Annotated in this window: 18 protein-coding genes and 1 tRNA gene; 7 read left to right on the top strand and 12 right to left on the bottom strand. The window is 59.8% G+C overall.

Annotation, left to right across the window (positions count from 1 at the left end; genetic code table 11):
- Positions 1-114: 114 nt before the first annotated feature.
- From aspA to HMPREF3056_RS00590, 7 genes are all read right to left on the bottom strand, one after another.
- Positions 115-1,647, bottom strand: a complete 1,533-nt coding sequence (gene aspA / locus HMPREF3056_RS00620; RefSeq protein ID WP_046649146.1) for an aspartate ammonia-lyase — start codon at positions 1,645-1,647, stop codon at positions 115-117.
- A gap of 91 nt (positions 1,648-1,738) precedes the next feature.
- Complete coding sequence (gene hisG, locus HMPREF3056_RS00615; RefSeq protein WP_046649145.1) at positions 1,739-2,584, bottom strand: ATP phosphoribosyltransferase; 846 nt, start codon at positions 2,582-2,584, stop codon at positions 1,739-1,741.
- Between the two features lie 73 nt (positions 2,585-2,657).
- A complete protein-coding gene (locus HMPREF3056_RS00610; protein WP_046649144.1) occupies positions 2,658-2,921 on the bottom strand; it encodes a phosphoribosyl-ATP diphosphatase in 264 nt (87 codons plus the stop codon).
- 104 nt (positions 2,922-3,025) lie between these two features.
- Positions 3,026-3,751 (bottom strand): HAD family hydrolase, encoded by a 726-nt coding sequence (locus tag HMPREF3056_RS00605; protein ID WP_046649143.1) that lies wholly within the window; start codon positions 3,749-3,751, stop codon positions 3,026-3,028.
- Positions 3,752-4,135: a hypothetical protein gene (locus tag HMPREF3056_RS00600; protein ID WP_046649142.1), complete on the bottom strand. Its 384-nt coding sequence runs from the start codon at positions 4,133-4,135 to the stop codon at positions 3,752-3,754.
- A gap of 24 nt (positions 4,136-4,159) precedes the next feature.
- Positions 4,160-5,404, bottom strand: coding sequence for a cysteine--1-D-myo-inosityl 2-amino-2-deoxy-alpha-D-glucopyranoside ligase (gene mshC, locus HMPREF3056_RS00595; RefSeq protein ID WP_070702610.1), 1,245 nt, complete (start codon positions 5,402-5,404; stop codon positions 4,160-4,162).
- Positions 5,405-5,451: 47 nt separating this feature from the next.
- Entirely contained in the window at positions 5,452-6,276 is an 825-nt protein-coding gene (locus HMPREF3056_RS00590) for an undecaprenyl-diphosphate phosphatase (protein WP_246822452.1), read from the bottom strand.
- 102 nt (positions 6,277-6,378) lie between these two features.
- Between HMPREF3056_RS00590 and HMPREF3056_RS00585 the strand changes: the two genes are divergently transcribed.
- Positions 6,379-7,410 carry an NHL repeat-containing protein gene (locus HMPREF3056_RS00585; RefSeq protein ID WP_070753909.1) on the top strand — a complete coding sequence of 344 codons (1,032 nt, stop codon included), beginning with the start codon at positions 6,379-6,381 and terminating at the stop codon, positions 7,408-7,410.
- A 50-nt stretch (positions 7,411-7,460) separates the two neighbouring features.
- Positions 7,461-8,573: a quinone-dependent dihydroorotate dehydrogenase gene (locus HMPREF3056_RS00580; RefSeq protein ID WP_070753908.1), complete on the top strand. Its 1,113-nt coding sequence runs from the start codon at positions 7,461-7,463 to the stop codon at positions 8,571-8,573.
- A gap of 15 nt (positions 8,574-8,588) precedes the next feature.
- Here HMPREF3056_RS00580 and HMPREF3056_RS00575 read toward each other — a convergent pair whose 3' ends face one another.
- Positions 8,589-8,984, bottom strand: coding sequence for a hypothetical protein (locus tag HMPREF3056_RS00575; RefSeq protein ID WP_046649137.1), 396 nt, complete (start codon positions 8,982-8,984; stop codon positions 8,589-8,591).
- A gap of 23 nt (positions 8,985-9,007) precedes the next feature.
- Positions 9,008-9,571, bottom strand: coding sequence for a YbhB/YbcL family Raf kinase inhibitor-like protein (locus HMPREF3056_RS00570; RefSeq protein ID WP_070511830.1), 564 nt, complete (start codon positions 9,569-9,571; stop codon positions 9,008-9,010).
- A 267-nt stretch (positions 9,572-9,838) separates the two neighbouring features.
- Between HMPREF3056_RS00570 and HMPREF3056_RS00565 the strand changes: the two genes are divergently transcribed.
- Positions 9,839-9,924, top strand: a tRNA-Leu gene (locus tag HMPREF3056_RS00565).
- A gap of 80 nt (positions 9,925-10,004) precedes the next feature.
- Complete coding sequence (locus HMPREF3056_RS00560) at positions 10,005-10,274, top strand: hypothetical protein (protein ID WP_070511827.1); 270 nt, start codon at positions 10,005-10,007, stop codon at positions 10,272-10,274.
- Here the strand turns inward: HMPREF3056_RS00560 and HMPREF3056_RS00555 are convergent.
- A complete protein-coding gene (locus tag HMPREF3056_RS00555) occupies positions 10,271-10,942 on the bottom strand; it encodes a DedA family protein (RefSeq protein ID WP_198531394.1) in 672 nt (223 codons plus the stop codon). The genes HMPREF3056_RS00560 and HMPREF3056_RS00555 overlap by 4 nt on opposite strands.
- 326 nt (positions 10,943-11,268) lie before the next feature.
- Between HMPREF3056_RS00555 and HMPREF3056_RS00550 the strand changes: the two genes are divergently transcribed.
- Positions 11,269-12,009 carry a TVP38/TMEM64 family protein gene (locus HMPREF3056_RS00550; RefSeq protein ID WP_070511824.1) on the top strand — a complete coding sequence of 247 codons (741 nt, stop codon included), beginning with the start codon at positions 11,269-11,271 and terminating at the stop codon, positions 12,007-12,009.
- A gap of 37 nt (positions 12,010-12,046) precedes the next feature.
- Positions 12,047-12,619, top strand: a complete 573-nt coding sequence (locus HMPREF3056_RS00545) for a MarR family transcriptional regulator (RefSeq protein ID WP_070511821.1) — start codon at positions 12,047-12,049, stop codon at positions 12,617-12,619.
- Here HMPREF3056_RS00545 and HMPREF3056_RS00540 read toward each other — a convergent pair.
- Positions 12,616-13,464 (bottom strand): DUF3097 domain-containing protein, encoded by an 849-nt coding sequence (locus tag HMPREF3056_RS00540; protein WP_070511818.1) that lies wholly within the window; start codon positions 13,462-13,464, stop codon positions 12,616-12,618. The genes HMPREF3056_RS00545 and HMPREF3056_RS00540 overlap by 4 nt on opposite strands.
- Before the next feature lie 33 nt (positions 13,465-13,497).
- Here HMPREF3056_RS00540 and HMPREF3056_RS00535 point away from each other — a divergent pair, with 33 nt between their 5' ends.
- Positions 13,498-14,265 carry a hypothetical protein gene (locus HMPREF3056_RS00535; RefSeq protein ID WP_070753907.1) on the top strand — a complete coding sequence of 256 codons (768 nt, stop codon included), beginning with the start codon at positions 13,498-13,500 and terminating at the stop codon, positions 14,263-14,265.
- Here the strand turns inward: HMPREF3056_RS00535 and HMPREF3056_RS00530 are convergent.
- On the bottom strand, positions 14,262-15,380 hold the full coding sequence (locus HMPREF3056_RS00530; protein ID WP_070511810.1) for a ferrochelatase: 1,119 nt from the start codon (positions 15,378-15,380) through the stop codon (positions 14,262-14,264). The two genes, HMPREF3056_RS00535 and HMPREF3056_RS00530, sit on opposite strands and share 4 nt — an antisense overlap.
- Positions 15,381-15,391 lie beyond the last annotated feature (11 nt).

Here is a 15,391-nt window from a genome sequence, read left to right as displayed (position 1 = left end):
GTGATACCTGGTGTGGTTGAAAACGGGCACACGCCCGCGCCGCCATCATTGAGGCAGCGCGGGCGTGTGTTGTACAGCATGAGCGATTCGCTCTCGCTAGTGCTGGGCGACGATTTATTCGTCGATGTACAGCTGGCCGCGGAACTCCGGGTGCATGAGGTTTTCCACGGACAGAACCTTGTTGAGGGTTTCCTCGTCGAGCAGGCCCTTCTCCAGAACCAGTTCCTTGACTCCCTTGCCGGTCTTCAGGGACTCCTTGGCAATGAGGTCACCGTTGTGGTGGCCGATGAACGGGTTCAGGTAGGTGACGATACCGATGGAGTTCTCCACATAAGCACGGCAGACGTCAGCGTTGGCGGTGATGCCCACGACGCACTTCTCACGCAGGGTGTCGACGGCGTTGCCCATGATGCGGATGGACTGGAACAGTGCCTCACCGATCACCGGCTCCATGACGTTGAGCTGCAGCTGGCCTGCCTCAGCGGCCATGGTGACGACGTGGTCGTTGCCGAAGATCTTGAAGCAGACCTGGTTGACAACCTCCGGAATAACCGGGTTGACCTTACCCGGCATGATGGAGGAACCAGCCTGACGCGGCGGCAGGTTGATTTCGGCCAGGCCAGCGCGGGGGCCAGACGACAGCAGGCGCAGGTCATTACAGATCTTGGCCAGCTTCATTGCTGCACGCTTGATGGTGGAGTGCAGCAGTACGTAAGCGCCACAGTCAGAGGTTGCCTCAATGAGATCGCGGGCGGTCTTAATCTCCAGACCAGTGACCTCGGACAATGCGGCGGTGACCTGGTGGCGGTAGCCGGCCGGGGTATTCACGCCGGTACCGATAGCGGTTGCGCCGAGGTTGATCTCCAGCAGACGCTTCTGGGCGTCACGCAGGATGGCCTGCTCTTCCGCAAGGTTGTGCGCGAAGGCCTTGAATTCATCACCAAGGGTCATCGGAACGGCATCCTGCAGCTGGGTGCGGCCCATCTTTAGGATGTCAACGAACTCGTTGCCCTTGGCGTGGAATGCTGCCTGCAGGGTATCGATGCGCTCGATGAGGTCTTCCATGGCGTAGTAGATGCCCAAGCGGAAGCCGGTGGGGTATGCGTCATTGGTGGACTGGGACATGTTGACATCATCGTTCGGGTTGATGACGTCGTAGGAACCCTTTTCCTCACCGAGGTACTCGAGTGCCAGGTTGGCTACAACCTCGTTGGTGTTCATGTTGAGGGAGGTACCAGCGCCACCCTGGAAGACATCCAGCGGGAACTGGTCCATGCAGCGGCCCTCTTCCAGGATCTGGTCACAAGCCCAGATGATTGCCTCTGCCTTCTTCTTAGGAAGGACGTGCAGACGGCGGTTAGCCATCGCGGTAGCCTTCTTGACCTGCACCATACCGCGGATGAAATCCGGGATGGTGTTGATGGTCACGTAGGAAATCTGGAAGTTCTCGATAGCGCGCAGCGTATGAACGCCGTAGTACGCATCGCTCGGAACCTCTACGGAGCCGAGAAGATCAGTCTCAGTACGCGTCTTTTTGCTGGACGGGGACTTCGGAGCCTTGTTGGTGGCTTTTTCCTCGACCTGGGACTTCACGTCCTTGGTCTCCTTGGCCTCCGGCTGAGCATCCTTCTTAGTTGTCTTTGCCATCGGGGCTGACTCCTTGCATAAAAATCGAAGAACGATGATGGTCAGCCCCCATCGTAGCTAGGAGCGCGAATAAAATGCTTGGATTCTCCCCCTAAAAGCGGGCAATTCGCAGATCTGAAGCCAAGATTGCCTCGGCGCCGAGCCCTTCCAGCGCGTCCATCACCTGATTAGCCTGCTTGCGGGGCACCATGACGCGCACAGCCACCCACCCTTCGCGTGCCAGTGGTGAGATGGTGGGACCAGTCAAGCCGGGGGTCACAGCTTCGACGTCTGGGAGCTTCTCTTCCGCCACGTTGTAATCGAGCATGACATAGTGGCGGGCGTTGAGGATTCCGCGAATGCGGCTGAGCACAACGTTCTCTTCGGCCGTGACTTCTTCGCCCTCGCGCTTGATCACGACCGCCTCGGAAGAAACGATGGGTTCGCCAAAGGGCTTAAGCCCTTGCTGACGCAGGGTAGTTCCCGTTGAGACAACATCTGCGATCACGTCCGCGACACCGAGGTGAATCGAAATCTCTACCGCTCCGTCGAGGCGAATGACGTCAGCCTCAATTCCATTCGCGCTGAGGTGATTGCGCACAACGTTAGGGTACGAAGTGGCGATGCGCTTGCCCTGGAGCTTCGGAACATCCCACTGCTCCCCCGCTGGTGCTGCGTAGCGGAACGTCGAGGCGCCAAAACCGAGATCCAAGACTTCGTTAAATTTCGCGCGCGAATCGAGAGCCAAGTCGCGGCCAGTAATCCCGAGATCAAGGACACCCTGCGCGACATAAATGGCGATATCTTTCGGACGCAGGAAAAAGAACTCGACGCCGTTGTCCTCATCCACTACGTTCAACGATTTATTGTGACCACGGCCCTTATATCCTGCTTCCTTGAGGATCTCCAGAGCGGCCTCGGACAGAGAGCCTTTGTTAGGGACGGCGATTTTGATCATGAGTGTGCGGTGCTTTCTACGGTGATTGCGCTGGTTGTTGAAACTGCTGGAAGCCCTCGTACTGGGCGGCCGATTAGAGGTAGGTGTAAATGTCCTCGAGCTTCAGGCCACGCTTGTGGGCCATGACTTGGAGCCAGTACAGCAGCTGCGACATCTCCTCGGCGAGCTCTTCATCGGACTGATACTCTGCGGCAATCCACACTTCGCCAGCCTCTTCGATGATTTTCTTGCCCAGGTGGTGGATCCCTTTGTCAAAAGCTTCCACGGTGCCGGAGCCTTCAGGGCGCTCGGCGATTTTCTGGGACAATTCCTCAAACAGGCTCTCAAAATTCTTCACAATGGCTTATTCTTCCACACTGCTGCATAAAATGCTTCCTCCCTAGCCGAAATCCCGACGGAAGGAGTCAACCGCTCCACCGCCCCGCAGCGAATCCGCGGCGGCTAGAGTGCGCGTAGGCGGTTGTACCAGTCGTGGACGTCGGCGGCTGAAGCGCCGTCGAGATGGCGGTGCTGGGTTCCGCGCAACTCGGTGATGACGGTCGCCTCCTCCGGTACCGCAACGTGGTCGCCCTCGGGCAGCGCGATGACGGTGCAGCCAGCGGCGACAGCCGCGCGCATGCCGGCTGCAGAATCTTCAAAGACCAGGCAATCCTGCGGTAAGGCGCCTACCCGGCGGGCAGCTTCGGCATACATGTCCGGAGCGGGTTTGCCCCGCGGGACTTCGTCACCGCAAATCGTGTCCACGAAGTAGTGTCGGCCTAAAGCCGCAATCGCGGAGTCCGCCACGTAACGTTCGGTATTCGTGGTCACCATCATGGGCACACCCAACTCCTTGAGCTCACTAAGCAGCTCCGGAATACCCGGGAAAATCTCGAGGTGTTCGACAAAAAGGGACTTGACATAGTCGAACATGAGCCGACGGTACTTTTCGGTATCTCCGGGCTGAAGCACGACGCCCGCCTTATCGGCGCAGATGGCCAAGGTGTCCTCGAACGTGGCGCCTACCGTGGCTAAGCGCTCCGTCGGCGTTAGCCGGCGTCCCAGCGTTTCGGAGAGGTGGAAGGTGGCTTGCTCCCAAAGGGGCTCGGAATTAGTAAGGGTGCCATCCATATCCCAGAAGATCGCTGCGGGACGGGTAGCACCTGCAGCCTGCTCGCTATCAGTCAATTAAAAATCCAGTTCCGGTAGCTGTGCCAAGGCATCGTCATCCGCGCCGGTGGCCGCCGAGGCAGAGTGAATAAGCTCCGTGAGCTCCTCCTTTTCCTCCGGCTCCAGCACTGCGTCAGCATTCTTTCGGTTGAAGGCGGCGAGTTTCTCCACGGAGGGGCGCACCGCTGCACTCAACAGCCCACCTTCCGGATCATCGGGCAGCTTATCCAGATCATCGAGGAAGGACTCGAGGATGCTGCGAAGATCCGGAAGCACCGTTGCATCGAACGGTGCCTCCCAGAACTCCTTTTCCTCTTCCTTGAGGTAATCCCCGGTGGCAAAGGACTCTAGGTTAGACATGAACTCATCTACGGTGGGCTGGAATTCGGCGCGAATCGTCATGAGCTAAATCATGCCTGAAGTTGTCTAGAGGCGCACGCCCAGCAGAGAATTAAGTGCAGTGCGCAGCAAGCTGGACGCCTCCTCATCCGGAGCACCATCCTGCAGTGCCTTATCTGCCCATTGATCGATAACCTCAAGGGCACGTGGCGTATCGAGGTCGTCGGCCAAGGCACGACGTACGTGGTGCACGACCTCCTTGACTTCCTCCACGTTGCCTGCCGTGCGGGAAGCCGCGCGCCAGCGCTCCAGCCGCTCCTGCGCGGTGTTCAGGACCGCATCGGACCAGTCGCGGTCGGCTCGATAATGGCCGGCGAAGACACCGAGACGGATGGCCGAAGGGTCGACGCCAGCCTCGACGAGCTTGTGGACGAACACCAGGTTGCCCAATGACTTCGACATCTTGGTGCCGTCCAAGCCGATCATGCCGGTATGCACATAGGACTGGGCCATCCGCTCCACACCCAACGCCGCTTCCGCATGGGCCGCGGAGAATTCGTGGTGCGGGAACTTCAGATCCGATCCGCCGCCCTGGATATCAAAGCTGGACCCGAGCCGGTTGGTCGCGATGGCGGAACACTCGATGTGCCAGCCCGGACGCCCCGGGCCAAACGGAGATTCCCAGGCGGGCTCGCCCTCGCGGTGGGCGCGCCAAATGAGCGCATCCAAAGGATCCCGCTTGCCGGGACGGTCCGGGTCACCGCCGCGCTCGGCAAAGAAGGTCTCCATCTGCTCGCGAGAATAATTCGACTCGTAGCCGAAGTTCTTCGTGGCCTCAATGGAAGCGTAGATGTCCGGGAACTCAGGATCGTCGACAACGTAGGCTGCATCGGCGTCGAGAAGCGCCTGCACCATGACCGTAATCTCGTCGATGGCCTCCATCGCTCCGACGAAGTGCTGAGGCGGAAACACGGAGAGCAGCTCCATGTCCGAGCGGAAAAGATTAATCTGCGAGGTGCCCAGTTCGCGCCAATCCACACCGTCGCGCTCAGCGCGCTCGAAGAGCGGATCATCCACGTCGGTGATGTTCTGGGCGTAATTCACGGTGTAGCCGTTATCCAGCAATTGGCGGCAAATCAGATCAAACGTCAGATAGGTCGCTGCATGGCCCAGGTGAGTGGAATCATAAGGGGTAATGCCACAGACATACATCGTGGCGGTCTCCCCCTTGATGTTGAGCTTCTTTACCTCTTCATCAGCGGAATCATAGAGGTGAAGCGGCGACGGGGCGCCAGGGACGGAATCGATGTGCGGGACAGGCCAAGATTGCATGGGCACCATCCTAACGTGTGGTCCCACCGCCGCGGGCGCATGGCCGGTTAGGGGGCAAGAACCCCGAGGTCCAGCAACAGCATGACGAGAAGCCCGACAGGAATGCGGTAGGCCGCAAACCATTCGAAGGAGTGGCTGCCCACGAACTTCAGCAGCCACGCAATAGACGCATAGCCGACGACGAATGCGATGAGCGTGCCGACGAGCAGCTGGGCGCCGGTGGCAGACTGCCCCACGGTGGGGCCGAAGGCGTCGCCAAGCGAAAACAGCCCCGAAGCCATGACCGCAGGAATGGCCAAGAGGAAGCTAAAGCGCGTCGCCACCTCGCGATCCAAGCCCAAAAAGAGGCCGCCCGAAATCGTTCCTCCCGAGCGCGAGACACCTGGGATAAGTGCCAAGCACTGGCACAGGCCCATGACGATGGCATCGCGCATCGTCAGTTCCTCGAAGCTGCGTTCCTTCTTCCCTACCCTCTCGGCGATGATGAAAACGAAAGAGAAGAGCACGAGCATGGAGGCGGTAATCCACAGGTTGCGCAGGTTATCCCTAATCAGGTCCTTGCCCAGCACACCCAGGATGCCGATGGGGATAGAACCGACGATGACCATCCATCCCATGCGATAATCCTGGCCGCGCTGCTCCTTGTGCACGAGGCCTATGAACCAGCCTTTGAGGATCTGCCAAATCATTCCCGCGAAGTACACGATCACTGCCAACTCGGTGCCGAGCTGGATGACCGCAGTGAAGGAGGCACCTGCGTCTTGGCCCCAAAACAGGGTGGACACGATGCGCAGGTGTCCGGAAGAGCTCACGGGCAGGAATTCGGTGAGGCCTTGGACGAGGGAGAGGATGATGACCTGCATCCATGTCATGGCTTCAGTTGTCGCTGTTGTAGTCACCCGCGACAGCCTACTAGCGCGGTCCATGGCTTCCGGTTTCCACCACGCTGACTGCTAGAATGAGGGATCGTGAAAATGCGTCGTGTTCTGCTTCCTTCTGCCCTTCTCACCAGCGCCTGCGCTCTTGCCGCCTGCAATCCCACGGTTGGTGTTGGCGCAGATCCCAATTCCGCGGTCTATGGCAAGGCCGAACCCGCCTCCTCCCCGGCGGCCACCAAGCCGGTGGGCAACGTCGTCCCCTTCGATGCCGTGTCGGATCTCGCCGCAGTCGGTGACGTCCTTGCAGTTCGCACCGATGAGTCACTCGCCGTAGGCACCGCCGATGACTTCTCCGAGGAGAAGGCCACCACAGTATCCGTCGATGCGAAATGTGGCGACCTGACTGCCTCCGACCAGCACTTCCTTCTCGCCTGTGGGGATAAGGTACTGCTCTTTGATCCCCAGAAGCCGGATTCCCCCCAGGAGTTAGCAGTGGATGAGGAGACGCCGGTGACGGTGGCCGCAGAGGCCTCCAGCGGCGAGGTTTTTGTGGGCTCTCGGGAGTCCACGACTATCGGGGTCTACGTGGACGGTGAACGTAGCAGCGATATCACGGTGGAAGCAGGCTCGGATCAGCTCATCTCCGTCCCCAATCCGGATGGCGCCGACGGCATCGTCCGCATCTTCAGGGAGGACTCCACAATTCAGTCGTTGGACTGGGAGAAGGATCGCGCGGGCGGACGCCTTCGCTCGGGCCAGGGCGTGGGACAGATCGCGGGCGGTGAGGGCGCCGTGGTCGTAGCTTCAGACACCGTGGGCAAACGCGTGGCCATTTACACCGCCAGCGACGTCATCCGCCTACACCAGTACGGGAACATCGACGGCACGCCGTGGGGCGTGGCCTGGGACGCAGAGCGTTCCTTGGCTTGGGTGACCACCACTGACAACAATCTGTTGCACGCCTTCACCGTCGCTGCGGGTGTTCCGGAGTCCGTCGGCAGCATGGCCACGGTGGCGGACGCTCAGAACGTTGCCGTGCTTGGCGACGGCACCCTCGTCACCGCCTCAGCTAGCGGTGACGGCCTCCAGTTCATCAGCGATCCGCAACTCGACGAGACACCCCGCTAACTTTCACCATCCCGCCCCTTTTGATTTTCACTTCTTTTTAAGGACACCGCATGCAGTACTCAGCCCTTGACCGTGCCCGCCACGCGGCCTACCAGGCCGCGTTGAAGGGAATGTTCAAACTCAGCCCGGAACGTATCCACGGCATCATCAATGGCGGTCTCGCCGCGCTTCAGGTCGCCTCGCCGCTTAACCGTGCGCTGGGCAAGATCGTACCGGTCACTGATCCGGTCCTAGCGCAAGAGGTCTTTGGCGTGCGCTTCCCGCGCCCGCTGGGGCTGGCCGCAGGTTTTGATAAGAATGCGGCGGCTGCCGACGTCTGGTCCCCCATCGGCTTCGGATACGCCGAGCTCGGCACCATCACCCCGAAGGCGCAGCCGGGCAATCCAGCTCCCCGACTTTTCCGGCTCAAGGCTGACAAGGCCATCTTGAACCGCATGGGCTTTAACAACGAGGGCGCGCTGGTGGCTGCCCGCAACCTACGCAAGCGCCGCTCTAACGATGTCGTGGGCATCAACATCGGTAAGAACAAAGTCACTGAAGCTGAGCATGCGGTGGATGACTACCGCCAATGCGCATCAGTGTTAGGGGATCTGGCCGATTATGTCGTGGTCAACGTCTCCTCCCCTAATACCCCGGGCCTGCGCGACCTGCAGGCGGTGGAATCCCTGCGCCCCATCATGGAGGCCGTGGTGGAATCGACGTCCTCGCCGGTCTTGGTGAAGATTGCACCGGACCTCAGCGATGAAGATATTGATGCCGTAGCTGATATGGCCGTAGAGGTTGGACTAGCAGGCATTGTGGCCACAAATACCACCATCTCACGCGAGGGGTTGGTAACCCCGGCTGAGGAGGTCGCGGCGATGGGAGCCGGCGGCGTGTCCGGCCCTCCGGTGGCTGCGCGCTCGCTGGAGGTCCTGCAGCGCCTCCACGCTCGCGTGGGCGATAAGCTGGTTTTGATTTCTGCCGGTGGTATTTCCACCCCGGAACAGGCGTGGGAGCGTATCACCGCAGGAGCCTCGTTGCTGCAGGGCTACACCGGCCTGATCTACGGCGGCCCGGATTGGATCCGCGACATCCACCGTGGCATTGCTCAGCAGATTCGCGCTCACCGACTGAGCAACATCTCGGAGGCCGTAGGTTCCGGACTGGAATGGGCGGACTAGCCGACCACAGTGGTTCTAGCGCAAGGTGCGGCGGATAATGACCGCGCATAGCCCTGCTGCGACGGCGTACAGAAAGACCACATACTGGCCCATCGTGGTGAGAACCGTGTTGGGCAGAGCCCGGCTGGCGATGATGAGGACGAGCGCTAAGACCAGCGCGATGATCTGCTCGCGGCTGCCCCGTTGATCGCGGCGTTGGGTGCTGAATGCGCCGACGAGAAGCGCCGCACCCACAATGGCCAGGCGGCGCCATGTCCATTCGAAGGTAGCTCCCCAGCCGTCGGTAAATATGGATACGAGCCCGAATAGCGCGAGCACAGCAGCCAACAGCATGAAGGCTCCGCCCACGCGCAGGGCGGCGGGGATGTCTACTCCGTCGGTGGTGGGGTTAGTCTCCGGATTCTTACTCATTGTGATGAGTCTAATTGGCCCCTTTAGTGGGCTTCGTACCAACCCCAGGTAACCGCACGGCCAAGCGTGTGGAAGAAGAGATTGAAGCCGAGGACCGTCGGGGTGGCGTCTGGATCAATATCCAGCTTCTCTACGTCAACAGCGTGCACTGCAAAAAGATAACGGTGCGGGGCGTGACCGGCTGGCGGCTGGGGCCCGTAGTAGACACGCTGGCCGCTATCGCCACGCAGGCTGACGACGCCTTCGTGACCAAGGTCCTCAGCAGAGCCTGCCCCGGTGGGCAGCTCGCGGACGTCGGCAGGAATGTTGAAGGCCGCCCAGTGCCAGAAACCAGAACCCGTAGGCGCGTCAGGATCAAAGCAGGTGACGGCAAAGGACTTGGTTCCCTCGGGGACGTCGGTCCAGGACAGCTGTGGAGAGATATTCTCCGGAGCCCGGAAACGTTCCGCAATCTCTGCGCCTTCCTCGATATCGGAGGAGGTCACGGTGAAGGCGGTTACATCCCCCAATGGGGCATAGGGGTCCGGACCCGGGAAACGAGAGTCAGCGGCGTAGTTCGCAGTGTTATCTGAAGTGTTGCTAGTCATAGTTCCCTTTGTACCTGAAAGCTATATTCAGCGCTCTGACTTACTAAGACTGACTTACTATGACTTTCTGGGCCGATTTCACAGGCGGGGCATGCGGGCGTCACGATCCGGCATGCACTAGCGACGATGAAGACTCTACTTTCATCAGTGTGTTTTTAACCCCTAAGAGTGGCGTGAAAACAGGCCGTGTAGTGCTGATTTGTGAAGTGACACCGGTTCAGGATACAGTATTCGAGTGCCCAGCCGAGAGGCTGAACAAACACCCTAGCCCGGGTGGCGGAATGGCAGACGCGCTAGCTTGAGGTGCTAGTGTCCTATTAACGGACGTGGGGGTTCAAGTCCCCCCTCGGGCACAGATAGAAGCCCCGTGTTTCGCATTGTCAGAAAAGGCAGGTGATTCACGGGTCTTTTCGCATCGGTACAGTGGGTGCGTATGCACGCTACTTTTACCTATCTAGATCCTTTCACTGCCCAGCGCCATGTCGTCGAGGCCCCCGAGGACTCTCAGTATGTTGTGGTTAAACGGCTCGGTGACGCCGTTGTTGATGGCACGGTGATGAGCTTCCACGCCACCCATGCGCAAGCCCGAGACGCGGTCATGACCGGCCTCACGGAGGAATTGCGGCACGCTGGGGACAACGAACCCGTTTATGTCACCCACGCTCGCTTGCAGGGTGAGTACGCTCGCTACGTGGACTGCTAAGCTGCCCGGCTATCAATAGGTTCCGCTTCTTCCACTACAGTCGCCTTCTTCTTCGACGTGACATAGCTGTGCACAGCCTTGACCAGGATGGGCGCTACAGACAGCGCGATGATAAGCAACATGATCTTCTCAATCGAATCGGCAATGCCTGGAATATTTCCCAAGAAGACGCCGACCAAATTCATGGAGAGCACCCATGCCACTGTCCCGCTAACGTTCCATCCGATGAACTTTTTATAGGGCATTTCAGCCGTACCAGCGGCCACCGGGATGAAGGTGCGCACAATGGGAACGAAGCGTCCCAACACCAACGCCAGCGGGCCATGCTTGCGGAAAAAGTTCTCCGCGGTGATGAGGTACTCCAGCTTGAGAAGCCGTGCATCGTGCTTAAACAGGCCGCGCCCAAAGCGGTGACCAATCCAGTAGCCCACTTGGTCACCGGCAATGGCAGCTATCATGCCTACCGCTATAAGCAGCCACAGTGAGACATGAAGGTCATAACGCAAAATCGCAGCGGTCACCAAGAGTGAATCCCCCGGAAGGAACGGAAAGAGTACTCCTGACTCAATGAACACCACGAGGCCAATACCGCCTATGACCCACGGCCCAAAAGCCTCAAGCAAGGTAGCCGCGTCCATATAAGACGTGAGGTTATGGAGAAAGTTCATGGTTGTACTCCAATAGCTCCAGGTGTCACAGCAGACAAGAAAAGGGGGCATAGCAAGGAAAGAAACCGCTCCGCAGGAAGCGCGCGCAAATGAGATAGGCGGCAAAAATTAACTAAAGATCAAGCAGGATAACTGGATTAAATCAGCTCATGCGGATGCGTGCCTCAGATAAGTATCCACCGCGGAGTGCTGAAACCGTGCATCGAACCGAGGCTTGCCAGCAAGTTGGGGCTCTACTCCCAGTTTCTCCCCAGACACCGCGACTCGCGGGACGCGCTTGGATCCAATGAGGATTTCGACCTCACTCGGATTAAACTTGTAGCCCTATGAAAACTGGTTGGGTGCACAGCGTCGGTGACTTTTGTAGGTCTTTGGCGCGCTCGGCTTGGCGGAGCTGCAGCCGCTGGACGTGGAAGCGTTGGGCGGCGGTAATCCTCACCGGCATGGCACTGGTGATTCTTGCCGTGCTTGTCGACGTCCCCTCTCTCTCCGCGCTTCGTTCTTGGTCGCAGCACCTCGGGCCATGGTTTCTCGTCGCCTTTGCCGGCGCCTATATCTTCTTCACGCAGTTCCCCATCCCCCGAACAGTATGGACTTTAGCCGCGGGGCTCCTCTTCGGCCCGTGGCTCGGGTTGGCCATCTCCCTCGTCGCACTGACCATCTCCGCCACTGTCTCCCTGCTGATAGTCCGCAGCTTGCTTGGTGAATGGATTCGCCCGCACCTCACGCACCCGGCGGTCTATGCCATCAATGCGCGCCTGGATCGCCGCGGTTGGCTCGCCGTGGCCTCACTGCGGATGGTCGCGGGAGTTCCGTTTTCCTTATTAAACTATGTCGCGGCTCTCACCCCAATTTCGGTCCTGCAGTTTTCCATCGCCACTCTCATCGGTTCGATTCCCACGACCGCCATCGGTGTCTTTTTCGGGGACGCGCTTACCGATAAGACAAGCCCCTACACCATCGTTGGCTTTGTCCTCGCCGCTGCACTCGGTATCGCCGGACTCATTTTAGACACGCGCTTGCCGCTCGAGCCCGGTATGCAACGACCGGTCAAGCGCAAGGGGTAGACTAAACGTTGTTTCTCGCTGGAAGGAGTCTCTCAACGTGCTAGCAGTCCATGCCCGCTACCGCGGTCGCTCGGTACGCCGCGCCGATTTGGTCCAACGCTCCGCAGCTGCGCTTTCCACGCTGGAGGGCGTCGGTGAATTCGAGGTCCTTGGCGTCGAGGATATTTGCGCCGTTGCCTACTCCTCGTCCGCGGTTTGCGATGTCGTCATGGCACTCCTTGCGGACGGTGACTGGGCCATCGGTATCGGTGTTGTCCCGGGCGAGGGCGCGGGAGATTCCGAGACGCGCGCCGTCGCTACCGCTGCTGTGAAGCGATCAGCACGCGCGGGGCATGTCTACGCCAAGGTTGATCGGCGCGGGCGGGCGCAGGAAGCGCAGGATATTGCAGCGGCCTTCGCTCTCCTCGGCTTCGTACTCACTAAGCGCACGATGGAGGGTCGCGAGGCTACATCCTTGGTGCGCGGAGGATTGAACCAGAATGAGGCCGCCGAGGAATTGGGTATCTCCAAACAGGCTATGTCCCAGCGCCTCCAGGCGGCAGGCTGGGCAGCGGAAACCGCCGGATGTCAGCTCGCGGTGAATCTCATCGACCGAGCGAATTCGAACTAAAGAAGATCTTCTTTGCGCAGCTCCGGTGTAGTGACGAAGTCCACGAGCCGCTCTACCGCACCGATCAACGTAGAATCCAGATCCCGGAATGACGTCACGGCGTTGTAGACGCGGCTCCAGCCTTCCTTAGGGTCGGACCACCCAACACGGCGGCAGATGCCAGTCTTCCAGTCTTCTCCAAAAGGCACGTCCGGCCAGGCTCGCAGCCCAAGGCGCTCGGGTTTGACTGCTGCCCAGATGTCAATGAAGGGATGCCCGGTCACGAGCACGTGCTCGCCCACTGTTTGCGTCAACCGCGTTTCCTTTGAGCCTTCTACGAGGTGATCCGCGAGAACTCCCACGCGGCGCCCAGGCCCGGGCTGGAATTCAGCGAGGCGTTCCTCGAGGTTGTCGAGACCCTCGAGGTATTCGACTACCACGCCCTCTACTCGCAGGTCGTGCCCCCAGACCTTCTCCACGATCGCCGCATCATGGATACCTTCGACCCAAATACGTGATGGCGCAGCTACTTTCGCCTCAACGTTCTCAACGCGGCGCGATCCAGAGTTCGACTTTCTGGGCGCTTGCTTCTCGACGTATCTCGTCAGCGTCACCGGCTGCCCCTCCACAAGGAAGCCGCCCTTGACAAGTTTGAATACTCGCTCGGTACCGTGACGATCTTCGAGGCGCACGACTGGCCCCCACGCGGTCTTGTCCATGCCCATCACCGCCCCCACGAAATCGTCTCCCCGAACCTCGACGACCAGCCCCGGTTCTGCGGGCACCTCGGGGTATTCGGTTTTCTTCTTGCGTGCATGTCCGGCGAAAATATCGCCACCGTAAGGATCCCGGGAATTCAAGCTCATAGCGGTCTACCCTATCGTCTACACTGTCCAGCCATGGATATGCGCGCCGAAGTCTGGTCCCCTCTGCAAAACGTTGCCGTGTGGCTTGGAGCGTGGTTGTGGGGCCAGGAATCTACCGATGACTTCCTCGACGCTCTTACTGAGCTTGGCGGCGAGCAATTAACCGCTGACGGTCAGGCTTTCGTTAATGTTATGTCACTTCTAAGGCGCGAGACGGCCGCCATCATCGAGCGCGCTGAGCGGGAGCCATTGCTGCGACTGGTCCTTTCTGGGCCCGGCGAAGCACCGGCTCTTCCGGCGGGATCCGAATCCGCTCAAGCTGCGGCCGAAAACCCGGCCGGCGCCATTGTTGTGCGCACCAACGATCCAGATAGGAATTTAGTGCTTATCCCCACCTACACCGCAGGTGTGACGCGGTGGACGGTGATTGAGGAAACGGCCCCGTTGCCCTCGCCCGCGTGGCTGAGCCCAGGAGAGGCGGATGCGCTGCTGAGCAACGCAACGAATGAATCGGCCACTCTCATCGAGGCAACGGGGTATCGCAGCGATACTCTCCCCAACCCGCGGCTGACCGTAGGTACGCTGAGCGACTTCTACGACACACCGGGCTTGCCCTCAGCCGTGCCGGGGCGTGCGGCAAAACTCTTTGCTCGGGCTGACCGGGTTGCTGCCATTATCGAGACGGTGACTGATCGAGTCCAAGACCACAGCCTCGATCCGCAGCTTCTGCGCCTCTGGCGCCACATCCGCCAAGCGCGCATGGCGGGAGTGGCCTACGCACTAAGCGAATTCGCGCGCTAATGCGGCTTGCGCAGCGACCAAATATCGCAGCAACCATCGGCGCAGGGCTCGCCGTTGACCGTGCACCCCTGCACTGTGACCTCGCCGAGGGACGCGGACTCACCTCTCTGCTCTAGTTCCTCGATCAGATCCACGATCAGCGACGCAAAGCGCTCAGACGGCCCGGCGGTGCGGGTGCGGTAGACACTGACGCCCATCGCATCGGCGGCCTGCTTGAGCTCGGAATCGAGATCCCAAATCACCTCCATGTGATCAGAGATGAATCCGATGGGACAGACGACGACGCCGTCGATGCCTTCCTCTTCGTGGATCCGTGTGGTGTGGTCTACGATGTCCGGTTCCAGCCACGGTGTGGCCGGGTTACCAGAGCGGGATTGCCACACGAGGTCATAGTCCTTCACACCGGCGGCCTCGGCGACGAGGCGAGAGGCCTCCGCCACCTGGCGGGAGTAAATATGCTTATCCCCTTCGGCACCCCCAACCGCATCGTGTGCCGTGGGCACTGAGTGCGCGGTGAAGAGCATGCGAGTGCTAGCCAGCTTGTCGGCCGGGACCTCCGCGTAGGCTTCTCGGACTGCGGCAGCCATCTCCTCTACGAACTTCGGGTGATCGAAGAACTGGCGCAGCTTGGTGAAGGTTATGTCTGGAAGATTCTTCTCCTCGATGTGCCGACGCAGGGCAACGATATCTTCGTTGTATTGCCGGCAGGCACTGTAACCACCCCAGGCCGAGGTGGCAAACACGGCGACGCTGCGCACTCCATCTGCTGCCATCTGTTCAACGGCTTCAGTGCCAAAGGGATACCAATTGCGGTTACCAAAATAGACAGGCAGATTATGTCCGCGGCTCGAAAGCTCCGCAGAGATATTAGCGATGATCTCTCGATTCAATGCATTGAGAGGGCTTATGCCGCCGAAATGGAAGTAGTGCTCCCCCACCTCTTCGAGGCGCTCACGAGGGATGCCACGGCCGCGGGTAACGTTCTCCAAAAACGGAACGACCTCCTCGGTTCCTTCCGGGCCACCGAAAGAAAGAACGAGGAGGGCGTCAAATGAGGAGGGCACCGAATCGGTGCTGTGGGCGTTGCCCTGGGCAGTACGCAGTGTGTCAGTCATGCAGCCCAGTC

It is taken from the genome of Corynebacterium sp. HMSC056F09 (assembly GCF_001815785.1).
GTDB lineage: Bacteria > Actinomycetota > Actinomycetes > Mycobacteriales > Mycobacteriaceae > Corynebacterium > Corynebacterium hiratae.
The sequence above is the reverse complement of the archived record's forward strand: the minus strand, read 5'-3'. Positions and strand labels throughout refer to the sequence as shown.

What these genes read in the sequence shown, in the direction of transcription:
- aspA (WP_046649146.1), bottom strand. Translation starts at nt 1,647, where the DNA reads ATGGCAAAGACAACTAAGAAGGATGCTCAGCCGGAGGCCAAGGAGACC.
- hisG (WP_046649145.1), bottom strand. Translation starts at nt 2,584, where the DNA reads ATGATCAAAATCGCCGTCCCTAACAAAGGCTCTCTGTCCGAGGCCGCT.
- HMPREF3056_RS00600 (WP_046649142.1), bottom strand. Translation starts at nt 4,135, where the DNA reads ATGACGATTCGCGCCGAATTCCAGCCCACCGTAGATGAGTTCATGTCT.
- mshC (WP_070702610.1), bottom strand. Translation starts at nt 5,404, where the DNA reads ATGCAATCTTGGCCTGTCCCGCACATCGATTCCGTCCCTGGCGCCCCG.
- HMPREF3056_RS00590 (WP_246822452.1), bottom strand. Translation starts at nt 6,276, where the DNA reads ATGACATGGATGCAGGTCATCATCCTCTCCCTCGTCCAAGGCCTCACC.
- HMPREF3056_RS00585 (WP_070753909.1), top strand. Translation starts at nt 6,379, where the DNA reads ATGCGTCGTGTTCTGCTTCCTTCTGCCCTTCTCACCAGCGCCTGCGCT.
- HMPREF3056_RS00580 (WP_070753908.1), top strand. Translation starts at nt 7,461, where the DNA reads ATGCAGTACTCAGCCCTTGACCGTGCCCGCCACGCGGCCTACCAGGCC.
- HMPREF3056_RS00575 (WP_046649137.1), bottom strand. Translation starts at nt 8,984, where the DNA reads ATGAGTAAGAATCCGGAGACTAACCCCACCACCGACGGAGTAGACATC.
- HMPREF3056_RS00570 (WP_070511830.1), bottom strand. Translation starts at nt 9,571, where the DNA reads ATGACTAGCAACACTTCAGATAACACTGCGAACTACGCCGCTGACTCT.
- HMPREF3056_RS00560 (WP_070511827.1), top strand. Translation starts at nt 10,005, where the DNA reads ATGCACGCTACTTTTACCTATCTAGATCCTTTCACTGCCCAGCGCCAT.
- HMPREF3056_RS00555 (WP_198531394.1), bottom strand. Translation starts at nt 10,942, where the DNA reads ATGAACTTTCTCCATAACCTCACGTCTTATATGGACGCGGCTACCTTG.
- HMPREF3056_RS00550 (WP_070511824.1), top strand. Translation starts at nt 11,269, where the DNA reads ATGAAAACTGGTTGGGTGCACAGCGTCGGTGACTTTTGTAGGTCTTTG.
- HMPREF3056_RS00540 (WP_070511818.1), bottom strand. Translation starts at nt 13,464, where the DNA reads ATGAGCTTGAATTCCCGGGATCCTTACGGTGGCGATATTTTCGCCGGA.
- HMPREF3056_RS00535 (WP_070753907.1), top strand. Translation starts at nt 13,498, where the DNA reads ATGGATATGCGCGCCGAAGTCTGGTCCCCTCTGCAAAACGTTGCCGTG.
- HMPREF3056_RS00530 (WP_070511810.1), bottom strand. Translation starts at nt 15,380, where the DNA reads ATGACTGACACACTGCGTACTGCCCAGGGCAACGCCCACAGCACCGAT.